The 13,509-nt window shown below is 71.2% G+C and carries 13 protein-coding genes; 11 read left to right on the top strand and 2 right to left on the bottom strand.

What is annotated here, in order from left to right:
- Positions 1-2: 2 nt before the first annotated feature.
- The 9 genes from VGB24_RS08065 (at position 3) to VGB24_RS08025 (ending at position 9,730) form a co-directional block, all read left to right on the top strand.
- Positions 3-3,356, top strand: a complete 3,354-nt coding sequence (locus VGB24_RS08065; protein ID WP_331072430.1) for an efflux RND transporter permease subunit — start codon at positions 3-5, stop codon at positions 3,354-3,356.
- A 224-nt stretch (positions 3,357-3,580) separates the two neighbouring features.
- Positions 3,581-4,447 carry an ABC transporter permease gene (locus tag VGB24_RS08060; RefSeq protein ID WP_331072429.1) on the top strand — a complete coding sequence of 289 codons (867 nt, stop codon included), beginning with the start codon at positions 3,581-3,583 and terminating at the stop codon, positions 4,445-4,447.
- A gap of 11 nt (positions 4,448-4,458) precedes the next feature.
- Positions 4,459-5,229 carry an ABC transporter ATP-binding protein gene (locus VGB24_RS08055; protein WP_331072428.1) on the top strand — a complete coding sequence of 257 codons (771 nt, stop codon included), beginning with the start codon at positions 4,459-4,461 and terminating at the stop codon, positions 5,227-5,229.
- Positions 5,226-6,185 (top strand): MlaD family protein, encoded by a 960-nt coding sequence (locus VGB24_RS08050; protein WP_331072427.1) that lies wholly within the window; start codon positions 5,226-5,228, stop codon positions 6,183-6,185. Before VGB24_RS08055 ends, VGB24_RS08050 begins: the two co-directional genes overlap by 4 nt.
- Positions 6,186-6,190: 5 nt before the next feature.
- Positions 6,191-6,637, top strand: a complete 447-nt coding sequence (locus VGB24_RS08045; protein ID WP_331072426.1) for a SufE family protein — start codon at positions 6,191-6,193, stop codon at positions 6,635-6,637.
- A gap of 105 nt (positions 6,638-6,742) precedes the next feature.
- Entirely contained in the window at positions 6,743-7,258 is a 516-nt protein-coding gene (locus VGB24_RS08040) for a c-type cytochrome (RefSeq protein ID WP_331072425.1), read from the top strand.
- The gene (locus VGB24_RS08035; protein ID WP_331072424.1) at positions 7,255-7,614 is read left to right on the top strand and encodes a hypothetical protein; all 360 of its coding nucleotides are present in this window, start codon (positions 7,255-7,257) and stop codon (positions 7,612-7,614) included. Before VGB24_RS08040 ends, VGB24_RS08035 begins: the two co-directional genes overlap by 4 nt.
- Before the next feature lie 206 nt (positions 7,615-7,820).
- The gene (locus VGB24_RS08030; RefSeq protein WP_331072423.1) at positions 7,821-8,057 is read left to right on the top strand and encodes a hypothetical protein; all 237 of its coding nucleotides are present in this window, start codon (positions 7,821-7,823) and stop codon (positions 8,055-8,057) included.
- Positions 8,058-8,134: 77 nt separating this feature from the next.
- On the top strand, positions 8,135-9,730 hold the full coding sequence (locus VGB24_RS08025) for an HD domain-containing phosphohydrolase (protein ID WP_331072422.1): 1,596 nt from the start codon (positions 8,135-8,137) through the stop codon (positions 9,728-9,730).
- A 27-nt stretch (positions 9,731-9,757) separates the two neighbouring features.
- On the opposite strand, the gene VGB24_RS08020 is transcribed toward VGB24_RS08025, so the two are convergent.
- Positions 9,758-11,023 (bottom strand): 4-hydroxy-3-methylbut-2-enyl diphosphate reductase, encoded by a 1,266-nt coding sequence (locus tag VGB24_RS08020; protein WP_331072421.1) that lies wholly within the window; start codon positions 11,021-11,023, stop codon positions 9,758-9,760.
- Between the two features lie 209 nt (positions 11,024-11,232).
- Here VGB24_RS08020 and VGB24_RS08015 point away from each other — a divergent pair, with 209 nt between their 5' ends.
- Positions 11,233-12,099, top strand: a complete 867-nt coding sequence (locus VGB24_RS08015; RefSeq protein ID WP_331072420.1) for a transglycosylase domain-containing protein — start codon at positions 11,233-11,235, stop codon at positions 12,097-12,099.
- Here VGB24_RS08015 and VGB24_RS08010 read toward each other — a convergent pair.
- Positions 12,035-12,634 carry a nuclear transport factor 2 family protein gene (locus tag VGB24_RS08010; protein ID WP_331072419.1) on the bottom strand — a complete coding sequence of 200 codons (600 nt, stop codon included), beginning with the start codon at positions 12,632-12,634 and terminating at the stop codon, positions 12,035-12,037. The two genes, VGB24_RS08015 and VGB24_RS08010, sit on opposite strands and share 65 nt — an antisense overlap.
- 155 nt (positions 12,635-12,789) lie before the next feature.
- On the opposite strand from VGB24_RS08010, the gene VGB24_RS08005 reads away from it, so the two are divergent.
- Entirely contained in the window at positions 12,790-13,500 is a 711-nt protein-coding gene (locus VGB24_RS08005; protein WP_331072418.1) for a hypothetical protein, read from the top strand.
- Positions 13,501-13,509: the final 9 nt, after the last annotated feature.

Here is a 13,509-nt window from a genome sequence, read left to right as displayed (position 1 = left end):
CCATGTTCATCTCCGATTTCGCCATCAAGCGGCCGGTCATCACCGTGGTGACCATGCTGTCGCTGGTGGTGTTCGGCATCTTCGCGCTGCTCAGCCTGGACACCGACGAGTTCCCGGAGGTCGAGGCGCCCTTCATCTTCGTCTCGGTGCCCTATCCCGGCGCCTCGCCCGACATCGTCGAGCGCGAGGTGGTGGAGCCCATCGAAGAGGCCGTGGCCGGCATCAGCGGCGTCGACGACATCCAGAGCCAGGCGCTGGACGGCTTCGGCTCCATCCAGGTGATCTTCGTCTACGGCAAGGACCCGCAGCAGGCCTCGCAGGACATCCGCGACGCCATCAGCCAGATCCGGGGCGACCTGCCCCAGGAGATGGAAGAGCCCATCCTGGCGCGGTTCGATCCCAACGACCAGCCCATCATCTCGCTGACGCTCTCGTCCGAGACGCTGTCGCCGGCCGAGCTCACGCGCATCGCCGACCCAGGCATCACCCGCGACCTGCGGGGCATCAACGGCGTGGCCGAGGTGCAGGTGGTGGGCGGGGTGGAGCGCGAGCTGACGGTGGAGGTGGACCCCGCGCGCCTGCAGGCCGCGGGCATCGCCATGCCGCAGGTGATCCAGGCGCTGCAGTCGCAGAACCTGGCCGTGCCCGTGGGCCGGCTGAACGAGCCGCTGGAGGAGCGCACCATCCGCCTGCGCGGGCGGCTGCAGACCCCCGCCGAGTTCGCCAACCTGGTGGTCGCCTCGCGCGGCGGCATCCCCGTCCGCCTCTCCGAGGTGGCGACCGTCCGCGACGGCACCGAGGAGCCGCGCTCGCTGGCGCTGTTCAACGGCAAGCCCGCCGTGGGCATCGACCTGGTGAAGTCGCAGGGCGCCTCGACGACCACCGTGGCCGACGCGGTGATCGGGCGCATCGAAACCCTTCAGAAGCAGCTTCCGCCCGGCGCCACGCTGAACGTGGTCCGCAACTCGGGCGAGCGGGTGGCCAGCTCCGTGGCCAACGTGCAGGAGGCGCTGCTGGAAGGCGCCCTGCTCACGGTGCTGGTGGTGTTCCTGTTCCTGAACTCGTGGCGCTCCACGGTGATCACCGGCCTGGCGCTGCCGGTGTCGGTGCTCGCCAGCTTCGTGGCGGTGCTGGCGTTCGGCTTCACGCTGAACACCATGTCGCTGCTGGGGCTGTCGCTAGCCATCGGCATCCTGATCGACGACGCCATCGTGGTGCGCGAGAACATCGTGCGGCACGTGGAGATGGGGAAGGACCACCACACCGCGGCGCGCGAGGGAACCGACGAGATCGGCGTGGCCGTGGCGGCGACCACCTTCTCCATCGTCTGCGTGTTCGTGCCCATCGCCTTCATGGGCGGGCTGGCCGAGCAGTGGTTCGCGCCTTTCGCGCTGACCATCGCCTGCTCGGTGCTGGTGTCGCTGTTCGTGTCGTTCTCGCTGGACCCCATGCTCAGCGCGTACTGGCCGGACCCGCACCGCGAGGAGCACGAGAAGTGGTTCATCACCCGCTGGCTGGACCGGTTCAACCGCTGGTTCGACCGCCAGGCCCACAACTACCGCAAGGTCATCGGCTGGGCGCTCGACCACCAGCTGGCCATGATCCTGATCGCCGTGGGCTCGTTCATCGGCGCGCTGGTGGTGCCGGCCAAGGGCATCTACGCCTTCTTCGCGGTGATGATCGTGGTCGCCGCGGCGGTCGTGGTGCTCTCGACGGTCCGCTTTCCCCGCGGATTGACGGGCGCGACCATGAAGGCCGTGGTCGGCGGGCTGTCGGTGCTGCTGATGTTCGTGGCCATCGGCGTGGCGCCCGCGGGGGGCAAGCTGGGTTTCGAGTTCTTCCCCGCCGACGACCAGTCGGAGTTCGAGGTGGACATCGACACGCCCCCCGGCGCCAGCCTGGAATACACCCGGCTGAAGAGCGAAGAGGTGGCGGCGCTGGCCCGGCGCGAGCCCGAGGTGCGGTACACCTACACCACCATCGGCGGGCGCGGCGGGGCGGTGGACGAGGGCAAGGTGTACGTGCGCCTGGTGCCCAAGGCCGACCGCGACCGCGGACAGAAGGAGATCGCCAACGCGGTGCGCATCGCCGCCAAGCGCGTGGGCGGGGCCACGGCCGCGCTGGGAACGGGCAACTTCGGCGGCACCAAGCAGATCATGATCCAGCTGCAGGGCCCCGACATCGCCGTGCTCAACCGCCTGGCCGAGCAGATCGAGGCCGAGGTGCGGCAGGTGCCCGGCGCCGTGGACGTGGGGCTTTCCACCAAGGGGCAGAAGCCCGAGCTGACGGTGGAGCTCAACCGCGGGCTGGCGGGAAGCCTGGGCATCAGCGCCGCGCAGGTGGCGCAGGCGCTGCGCCCGGCCTTCGCCGGCGTGGACGCGGGCGACTGGGTGGACCCCAACGGCGAAACGCGCGACGTGTACGTGCGCTTTGCCCCCGAGGCGCGGGAGCGCACGGGCGACCTGGAGCGCGTGCCGCTGGTGATGGCGGGGCCGCAGGGGCCGGTGACCATGCCCCTGGGGCAGGTGGCCACCATCCGGCGCGAGCTGGGGCCGGCGCAGATCAACCACCTGGACCGCGAGCGGGTGATCAACGTCGAGGCCAACACGCAGGACCGCCCGCTTTCCGAGGTGGTGGCCGACATCACCACGCGCATCGAGAAGGTGCAGATGCCCAGCGGCTACGTGATGAGCTTCGGGGGCGAGACCGAAGACCAGAACGAGGTGTTCGGGCGCATCATGTTCGCGCTGGGCGTGGCGGTGATGCTGATGTACCTGATCCTGGTGGTGCAGTTCGGCAGCTTCCTGGACCCGCTGGCCATCCTCCTTTCCCTGCCGCTGTCGCTGATCGGCGTGGTGCTGGGGCTGAAGATCGCCGGAAGCACGCTGAACCTGATGAGCATGATCGGCATCATCATGCTGATGGGCATCGTCGCCAAGAACGCCATCCTGCTGATCGACTTCGCCAAGTGGTCCAAGGAAAGCGGGATGAGCACGCGCGACGCGCTGATCGAGGCGGGCGCCATCCGCCTGCGCCCCATCCTGATGACCACCTTCGCGCTGATCGCCGGCATGCTTCCCGTGGCCCTGGGCCGCGGCGAGGGCGCCCAGTTCCGCGCGCCGATGGGCATCGCCATCATCGGCGGCGTGCTCACCAGCACCCTGCTCACGCTGCTGGTGATCCCCACCGTGTGGGAGTTGCTCGACGACCTGCGCGAGGCCGTGCTGGGCCGCTTCCGCCGCACCCCCTCGGCGGGGCACGGCGGCGGCCATGGCGGCGGCGCGCACGGCGTTGACCGCACCATCCCGGTGGAGCCCCGGCTGGTGGGGCGCGAGCCCGCGCACCAGGGCGATTGACCCATGCATCCCGCGCCGCGCACCCGCATCATGGTGCACGGCGCGGGACGCCCCCGGGGGCGCGGGTGAATCCGCCGGAGCCGCTGCTCCCGTACCCGCGGGTGGCGGAGCGAAGGGCCAGCCGGTGAAACGGGCTGCACGCAGCGGTGTACCATGGCGTCCCCGCCGCACGGGGACGCGGCCGGCGCCGAAAGGCCCGGGCGCTTTCTTCTTTCCAGGGTTCCATGCAGACGTCGCGCGAGGAGCCGGCCCCCGGGGCCGGCACCGCGGTTCTCGAAAAAGCACGGCAGCGGCGGGCGCCGCGCCCCCACAGCTGGCCCGAGCGGCGGCTGGCCTCGGCCGGGCGCAGCGCCGAGCGGCTGCTGGAGCACGCGGGGGGGATGGCGACGCTGGTGTGGCGCACCCTCGTGTACCTGTTCACGGGGCGCATTCCCTTCCGCGAGTTCGCCAACCAGGTGTACTGGATGGGCGTGGGCTCCATTCCCATCGTCATGGTGACGGGGAGCCTGGCCGGCGTGGTGACCTCGCAGCAGGGCGGCTACCAGTTCACCGGCAACATGCCGCTGGAGTACCTGGGGAGCGTGGTGGCCAGCAGCATCATCCTGGAGCTGGGCCCGGTGCTGACGGCGGTGGTGCTCATCGGCCGGGTGGGCGCGCGCATCACGGCCGAGCTGGGGACCATGCGGGTGTCGGAGCAGATCGACGCGCTGTACTCGCTGGGGCGCGACCCGGTGCGCACGCTGGTGGCCCCGCGCATCGTGGCCGGCATCATCTCGGTACCCATCCTGGTGGCCATCGCCAACCTGGTGGGGCTGTACGCGGGAATGATGGCCGCGCAGTTCACGGTGGGGCTGGGGCGGCAGTCGTTCTTCTACGGCGCCAGCCTGTTCTGGCACGACTGGGACATGTTCTACTCGCTGTCCAAGGCGCTGGCGTTCGGCTTCGTCATCCCGCTGGTGGCCTGCCACATGGGCCTGGCCACGCGCGGCGGCGCCGAGGGGGTGGGGCGCTACACCACGGCCGCCGTGGTGACCATGACGCTGGGCGTGCTGATTTTGGACGCCCTGTTCCCGCCCCTCCTGCTCAACTGAGGGAGGGCCGCGTGAACGACGTGATGGTGGACTACCGCGACCTGTACAAGTCGTTCGACCACCCCGTGCTGGCGGGGGTGGACCTGGCCGTGGGGCGGGGCGAGACGCTTTCCGTCGTGGGCCACTCGGGCACGGGGAAGAGCGTGCTGCTCAAGACCACCATCGGGCTGATCATGCCCGACGAGGGCGACGTGGTGGTCGACGGGCAGTCGGTGTGCGGCGCCACCCGCCAGCAGATGCAGGCCCTTCGCCGCAAGGTGGGGTACGTGTTCCAGAACGCCGCGCTCTTCGACAGCATGACGGTGTTCGAGAACGTGGCCCAGGGCCTGAGCGACGAGGAGCAGCGCGGCCTGGGCGGCAAGGGGCTGATGGCCCGCGTCGTCGACGCCCTGGAGCACGTGAACCTGGAGCCCCGCAAGGTGCTGGCGAAGCTGCCCTCGCAGCTGTCCGGCGGCATGCGCAAGCGGGTGGGGATCGCGCGGGCCATCATCGGCCGCCCGCAGATCCTGCTGTACGACGAGCCGGTGACCGGGCTGGACCCGGTGAACGGCACGGTGGTGCACCGGCTGATCGCGCGGCTGGGCGCCGAGCTGGGAGTGACGTCCATCATCGTGACGCACGACATCGAGGGCACGCTCCCCATCAGCGACCGGGTGGCCATGCTGGACCACGGCTTCATCCGGTTCGTCGGCACGGCCGACGAGTTTCGCGACAGCGACGACCCGCTGGTGCGGGCCTTCCTGGAACGCGACGTACCCGACAACGACGAGCTACTGGTATGATCCAGCGCGCCGACGGCCGGGCGCCCACCGCGCCGGCCCCTAGACTTTCCAACGACGACCTGCGGGCGATGGCTCCCATGCGTGCACCGCGACGCGAAATTCACGTCGGCCTGTTCGTGGTGATCGGCCTGCTGGCCGTGCTCACCGCCCTTTTCGCGCTCACCGACCCGGGCACCTTCCGCGGCCGCTACCACGCCTACACCGTGGTGCAGGACGCCGACGGCATCCGCAAGGGCGACCCGGTACGGCTGAAGGGGGTGAACGTCGGCCGCATCCGCGACTTCCAGATCGGGCCGAACGGCGTCCGCGTGAGCATGGAGTTCGAAAAGGAGTACCACGTTCCCGCGGGCTCCAGCGTCTCCATCGTCTCGGGCGGCATCCTGCAGTCCATGGTCGCCGAGATCCAGCCGGGCACCTCTACCCAGCGCATCGCCGACGGCTCGGTGCTGCCCTACGTGGAAGAGGCGGGCTTCGCGCAGCAGGCGGAGAAGGTGGTGGCCAACTCCGACAGCGTGCTCGTGGCCGCGCAGGCGCTGCTCAGCCAGCGCACGGTGTCGGCCGTGGGCAACAGCGCCGTGGAGATGGAGCAGCTGCTCCGCCAGTTGACCCTGCTGGCCACCGACCAGCGCCGGCAGCTGGCGCAGCTCACCACCAGCCTGAACGCCTCGGCGGCGGGGCTGCAGGGGGCGGTTTCGCAGCCGGAGCTGGCGCGGGCCATCGCGCGCACCGACTCCATGACCATTCGCCTGGACGCGGCCACGGGCTCGCTTCAGCAGGCGGGGCAGTCGCTGGCGGCGCTGACGGCGCGGGTAGAGGCGGGCGAGGGCACGCTGGGCAAGCTGACGACCGACGACCAGCTGTACCAGAACCTGAACGCCGCGGTCACCAGCCTCAACCAGCTGACGGCCGACATCCGCGCCAACCCGGGGCGGTACATCAACGTCCGCGTGTTCTGACCCCGGTGGACGCGACCCCCGGGCAGATCCCGCCCTCGATCGAAAAGATCCTGCGGCGCTTCGCCACCCTGACGCCCGACATGACGCGCCAGGCGCTGGTGCAGTACGCCAAGAAGCTGCCGGACCCGCCGGAGCGGTTCGCGGGGCTCGACGCGGCGCAGTTCCGGGTGCACGAGTGCCAGACGCCCGTGGCCATCTACCCCGAGGTGGTGGATGGCAGGATGTACTACCACGCCGACGTGCCCCGCGAAAGCGCCGCCATCCGGGCCCTGCTGGCGATGATCTTCGACGCGGTGAACGGCCAGCCGCCGGAAACGGTGCTGGCCATTCCGCCCGACTTCGTGCGCCAGGTGATGGGCAAGATCGGCCTTTCGGCCCGCGAGGCGGGGCTGGTGGCCATGGTCGAACGGCTGAAGCGCGCCGCGAGGGAGGCGAAGCAGCCGCAGGGGTGATCCCCGCGCGGGCCATCCTCTTGCGTGGAAGGCCCCCGGACGCTCTTTTACGCCGCCCGCGGCGACCGCCGCCGGACGAGAACAGGACGAGGGACCACGACGACGATGGCGTACGTTTTCCGGGGCCGGCCCGCGCCGGCCGCTCTGCTGCTGGCCGCCGCTCTGCTGGCCGGGTGCGAACCCGGCGCGCAGGGGGGCTACGCGAAGATCTCGTACCGCGGCGACCCGCAGGTGCCGTCGCACGCCTATCCCGAGCCGCCCACCGTGGTGCCCGGCACCAGCGTGGGCGCCGCCGCGGCCAAGGTGGTGCTCGCCAACCCGCCGGCCGGCGTCACGCAGGCCATGGTCGACGAGGGGCAGGCCTCGTTCGGCACCGTGTGCTCCGCCTGCCACGGGCAGAACGGCACCGGCAGCCCGGCCGGGCCGGCGCTCAACGACCGCGCCTGGCTGAACATCGGCGGGCAGTACCCCGAGATCGTCACCATCATCAACAACGGCGTGCCCAACCCCAAGCAGTACCCGGGGATGATGCCGCCCAAGGGCGGCGGCGCCTTCGACGACACCCAGGTGCGCAGCATCGCCGCGTACGTGTACGCCCTCAGCCAGCAGGGGGGAGCATGAGCCGCAGGGACAACGAGACGTTCCGCACCGTCGAGGGGCGCTACCAGTCCTTCGAAGAGGCCCACCCGAAGCAGCGCTCGCGCTCGGCGCTCGCCAACGTGCGCATTCCCGTGCTGAGCGACGAGGCCGAAAAGGGCGTCGGCACGGCGCTGGGCTTCGGGCTGGGCGCGCTGCTGCTGCTGCTGTGCGCCGTTTGCGTCGCCGCCTCGCGCAGCTGGGCCGCGCTGGACCGCTCCGGCGCCCAGCTGGCGTACGCCATCGCGGCGTTCTTCCTGCTGCTGGCGGGGCTGGGCGGCATCATCGCCACGTACAACCACATCTTCCGGGTGATCCCCGGCGAGGGCGGGCACCACTAGCCCCTCGCGGGGAGGAAAAGCGCCGGCCGGATCCTTCCGGCCGGCGTTTTTGCGGTGTGGAGCAGGGCAGTGGGCCGGCTCTGCGGGCGGCGGGAACGCGAGGGCGTGATGCGAGCGTTGACAGTTCGCAAGCAGTGACGTATTCTGTGGCCCATCCCTGCAGTACTTCCGCGCTTCGCGCGCTCACTGTTTGTCGGAGAACCCCCATGTCCCGTATTCGTGCGACTTTGCTGGCCGCGCTGGCCGGCATCCTGATCACCACCGGCGGGTGCGCCGACTCGGCCACCGCCCCGACGGCCGCCGCGGCCCCCTCGCTCAACCGCGCGGTGGGCGATTCGGTATCCGACGCGAACCGTGCCCCGGGCAGCGGCCAGGGCCAGCAGAAGACCGACGACGGGGGCGAGGTCACCATCCAGTCGGGGTACATCAGCGGCGGCCACTGAGCCAGCCGTGCTCCAGCGTGCGTCATGGGGGACGGCTGGTGCCGTCCCCCACTTCTTTTCGGCCTGCCTCACGACCGGTGACAGCCAATCTCGACACCCTGCTCGATCGCGCGACGGCGCACGAACGCGCCGGCTCGTGGACCGAGGCGTTCCACACGTTCGAATCCGCGTACCAGGCCAGCCTGGACGCGGGTGATGCCCCCGCGCTGCTGGAGTCGGTGGTGCGCCTGGGGCACTGCCACCGCCTTTCTGGCCAGCGCGAGCTGGCGCAGGAGGTACTGGAGCTCGCCCTGACCCTGGGCGAGATGCATGGGAATGCCGCCATCGCCGGGCGCGCACTCAACGGCCTGGGCGTGCTGGCCCAGGACGCCGGCGAACTGGTGCGGGCCGCCGAGCTGTACCAGCAAGCCAACCTGCTGGGGCGCGAGAGCGGCACCCTGGTGCTGGTGGGCGACACCGAGCAGAACCTGGGGATCCTCGCCAACATTCGGGGAGACCTGGACGAGGCGCTCCAGCGGTACCAGACCGCACTCTCGTACCTGGAGCAGGCCAACGCCGTCCGGGGGCGCCTGTCGTCGCTGAACAACCTGGGAATGCTGCACGTCGACATGGGGCGCCTGGACCAGGCCGACGAGTACTTTACCCGTGCGCTGCGGATCTGCGAGGAGGTGGGCGACATCGTCCACGCCGGCGTCGTCCACATCAACCGGGCCGAGCTGTTCCTGGCCCGGGGCGAGCGGGTCCGGGCCCGCGAAGCGTGCGACGAGGGGTTCGAAATCTTCAGCCGGCTGAACGACGAGCAGCGGCAGGCAGAAGCGCTCAAGTTCTACGGGGTGATCTACCGCGAGAGCGGGAAGCTTCACCTGGCCACCATCCACCTTCAGCGCGCCATCGGCATCACGCGCGACACCAGCCCCCTGCTGGAGGCCGAGGTTCAGCGCGAGATGGCCCGCGTGCTTCGGCAGCAGGGGCGCAACCGGCAGGCGCTGGAGGCGCTCAACCGTTCGCACGCGCTGTTCACCAGCCTGCAGGCGCGGCCGGACCTGGCCGACATCGACAGCCGCGTCTCGGAGCTGGAAGAGGAGTTCCTGTCGCTGGTGCGCTTCTGGGGCGAATCCATCGAGGCCAAGGACCGCTACACTCTGGGCCACTGCGCCCGCGTGGCCGACTACGCCTGCCGCATCGCCGAGCGGGCGGGGATGACGGACCGCGAGCTGACCTGGTTCCGGATGGGGGCCTTCCTCCATGACGTGGGGAAGACCGAGGTGCCCGAGGAGATCCTGAACAAGCCGGGAAGGCTGACCGACGAGGAACGGGCGACGATGGAGCGGCACACCGTCATCGGCGACGAGATGCTGGCGCCGGTGGAGTTTCCGTGGGACATCCGCCCGATGGTGCGGAGCCACCACGAGCGCTGGGACGGCCGGGGCTACCCCGACCAGCTGGCGGCGGAGGCCATCCCCCGGTCCGCCCGCATCCTGCGCCTGGCCGACGTGTTCGACGCCCTGACCACCGCCCGCAGCTACCGCGCGCCGCTCACCCCGGAGCAGGCCCTGGGCATCATGCGCGACGACCAGGGCTCGTTCGACCCGGAGCTGTTCCAGATCTTCCTGGCGCTGTACGACGAGTTCGCACCCACGGCCGCCGAGGCCGCCTCTTCCGTCTCCGCCTGACGCTCAGATTGCGCCAGCGTGCGTACGCTACGCCGCCGCGGGCTCGGGAACGTCGTCCACGGCCAGGCCGCGGGTGCGCAGCAGCCGCTCCACCGCCTCGCCGATCTTGTTGTTGGGGGTGGATGCGCCGGCGGTGAGCCCCACCGTCAGCGGCCCGGGGGGGAGCCAGTCCTCGGCGACCACTTCCGGCGCGTCCAGCGGGGTGCCGGCCGGCTTGAAGCGGATGGTGCCCGCCTCGGGGTCGATGCACGAGGCGTCGGCCACGTGGAAGGTGACGGTGTGCTGGGCGCAGAGCACGGCCAGGTGGTGCGTGTTCGACGAGTTGTAGCCGCCGATGACCACCATCACGTCCGGCGGGCCGTCGGGGCCGTCCACCAGCTGGTGAACGGCGTCCTGCCGCTCCTGCGTGGCCGAGCAGATGGTGTCGAACGAGCGGAAGTGCTGCGACGGGTCGAACCCCGGCTCGCCGCCGTAGCGCCTGGCCAGCGACCTGCCCACCTCGGCGGCGATGTCCAGCGACTCGCCCGAAAGCATGGTCGTCTGGTTGGCCACCCCGATGCGCCGCAGGTGAAGGTCGGGGTCGAACCCCGCCGACGCCTTGGGGGTGAAGTGCTCCAGGAACTCGGCGCGGGTCATGGCGCCGGGGGCCTGCTCGATGTAGTCCATCACCCGCCGCGCCTCGGGCATGTCGCGCACGATCAGGAAGCGCCCCTCGGGGTACTTGAGCGCCTGGCTGGCCGTGGCCCGCGTTTCCTCGTGCAGGTACTTGCCGTGGATGAGCGCCGTGAAGCCGTCGCGGGCGTACTGCTCCACCCGCTTCCACACGTTCAGCACGCTGCCGCAGGTGGTGTCGACCAGGATGCAGCCCACGGCCTGCAGCCGCCGGAAGTCGGCCACCGTGGCGCCGAAGGCGGGAAGGATCACCACGTCGTCGGGGACCAGCCCGGCGAAGTCGAAGGCGCCCTGCTCGTCGGGATGCAGGAACACCACGCCCATCTCCGTCAGGCGGCGGTTCACGTGCGGGTTGTGGATGATCTCGCCCAGCAGGAAGATGCGGCGCCCGGGAAACTGGGCGCGCGTCTCGTAGGCGTACTCCACGGCCCGGTCCACGCCGTAGCAGAACCCGAACTCCTCCGCCAGCCGCACCGTCACCTGCCGGCTTCCCTCGCCCCAGGTTTCGCGGTACCCGCGGGCGCGGATGCGCTCCACGAGGGTGCTGTGGTACTCGGAGCGGATGAGGGGGGCGACCTCTTTCTTGAGGCCGAACCCGCGGCGGAAGTAGGTTTGCTCCATCGGTCGGTGCGCGGTTCCGGGCGGCCGCGAGCGTCTGCTCCGGCAGCCTGAACGCTAACGGAACGGGGCCCGGGATGCAACCGCCCAAAGCCCTTGGCGCGCCGCCACTTGCCGGGGCCGGGAATGCTTCTTGCCCGCCCGCGGGCGCCGGCCGGCGCGTGGGGCCGGACCAATCGAGCGCACGTTTACTCCGTACTCCAAGTACTTCGGTGGCCAAGCCCGGAAAAGGACAGAAGCTCGGAGGCGCGCCGCGCACGGGCAGGTGGACCAAGCAGCCGGAGGAAAAGCGGCTGGGCGGCCGGTACCGCGACTCGCTGATCGGCCTGGCGGTGGTGGGGGTGCTGCTGATCGCGGGGCTGGGCGCCTACATGGTGTGGGCACACATGCAGCTGGGCGCCGGGCTGCTGCGGCAGGAAGCGCAGGCTCGGCGGCGCCCCGACTGGGTGCCGCTGACCCAGCTTCCGCCCCACGTGCGCGAGGCGTTCCTGACGGTGGTCGACACCACCTCCACGCTGCGCCAGCCCGGCTACCTGCGCCGGCAGCGCCCCTCGCTGGCGCGCGACCTGGTTCGGCAGGTGCACCAGCTGGAGCCCGGGGTGCGCGGCCAGGCCAGCGAGGTGGCGATGGCGCAGCTCCTGGAGGCCGAGCGCTCGCCCCGGCGCCGGCTGGAATTGTACCTGAACCGGGTGTACCTGGGACGGACGGAAAGCTGGCCGCTCTTCGGGGTGCACCACGCGGCCATGGAATACTTCGGAAAGGACGTGCGGCGGCTGACGCTGGGCGAGGCGGCCACCCTGGCCGGCATCCTCCTTCCGCCGCGGGTGCTGGACCCCGAGGCGGCGCCCGGCCCGGTGGGCGCGCGCCGCAACGAGGTGCTGCGGCTGATGCACGGCGACGAGCGGATCACCGACGCGCAGCTGGCCGCCGCGCTGGCGGAGCCGCTGGGCTTTCAGCCGGGCGAGGACTACGCGCCCATGACCCGGCCGGTGGACTGGAGCCCGGAGGCCCCCGTCATCCGTCTTCCCGAGGCGCTGCGCCCGAAGCTGGACTCGCTGCCGGCGGCACCGCAGCCGTAGTGTCGGCTGCGGGCGCAGGGGCGGGGGCGGGCGGGGCCTCGGGACGCGACAGGTGCATCTCGATCAGACGCCACGTCCCCTCCTGCCGCGCGAACACCCCCGACACCCGCAGCCGCTCCACCTGGCCCCCCTGCGCCACGGGGAACAGCTCCAGGTGGGTGGCGAACCAGCCGGTGCCGTCCTGGGCATCGGCTTCCACGTGCAGGTCCGGGGTGCGCGCCACGGCCCCCGTGGGCAGCGCCAGGGCGTCGAGGGTGGCGCGCAGCCCGTGGGGGCCCAGCAGGGCGCGCCCGTCGTTGGCCCGCGGCCCCATCACGTGCGCCGTCCCCACCGGCGCCAGCGCATCGACGGCGCCGCCGCGGTCGCCGCGCAGCAGCGCCTCGCGAAAGGCCCCCACGCGCGCCGCGATCTCCTGCTCGGCGTCGCGCTGCTCCACGGCGCTGGGGTCGCGCGGGTTCAGCACCCGCGCCGGGGTCTGGTTGACCTCGCAGGCGGCCAGCGCCAGCAGGGCGGTGGGCAGGGCAAGTCGGTGCACGGCTGTGGTCCGGGTGCGGGTACGCGTTCGGTGAACCGACAAGATGGCTGGCGGGTACAGGGTGTCAAGCTCCCGCGCCGCGCCTTGACGCGCGGGGCCGGTTCCGTCATCGTCACAGCAGTCCCGTTCCGCTCAACCGAAGTGGTCGATCCCCGATGATCTGGTTCGGCAAGCCGCTCAACGAAGTCCTGTTCACACCCCCGTCCGGCGTAAACCCCATCGGCGACGAGAGCACGCGGATGGAGCACGCGCTGCGCTGGGTGGCGGCGCGCGACCCGCACCTGGAGGGGGAGGCGCTGGTGGACGCGCTGGCCGCCACGGGATGGGTGGACCGGCCCACCGCGGCCCGCCTGCTCCCCTGCTACCGCCACTTCGACGCCGACCGCTACTTCGGCGAGGCGCTGCGCAGCCTGTCGTTCCGCGGCCCCACCGCCGCCGGCGAGTTCCGCCAGCGCATCGGGAGGGTGATGGAGGACATGACGGGCGCCGCGGCGCTGGGTTCGCTGGGCCCCGAGGAGTGCGTGCGCTTCGGGCACGGCGAGCGGCAGGGCGTGGTGCTGGCGTATCCGCAGGTGCAGTTCACGCTGGGGGGCGACGCGGCCAAGGCCGTGGCCGCCGCCGTGGACGAGATGCCCGACGCGCTGGTGATCGTCGCCCGCAACTTCCAGGAGAACACCGCGGCCCAGCTGGCGTCCATGCTCGAGGGGACGGAGGTGCCGGGAACGCTGGTGACGGTGAACCTGCTGCTGGGCATGCGCGCCACCACGCTGCGCTACCAGCCGGGCGGCGAGCGGGTGATGGGCCTGCTGGGCAGCGGCCGCACCCTGCGCTCCCGCGACATCGCGGTGCTGGGAAACCGGAACTAGCCGCCGTTC

Origin of the sequence: Longimicrobium sp., from assembly GCF_036399935.1 — a bacterium.
In the GTDB taxonomy this organism is placed as follows: Bacteria; Gemmatimonadota; Gemmatimonadetes; order Longimicrobiales; family Longimicrobiaceae; genus Longimicrobium.
The sequence above is the reverse complement of the archived record's forward strand: the minus strand, read 5'-3'. Positions and strand labels throughout refer to the sequence as shown.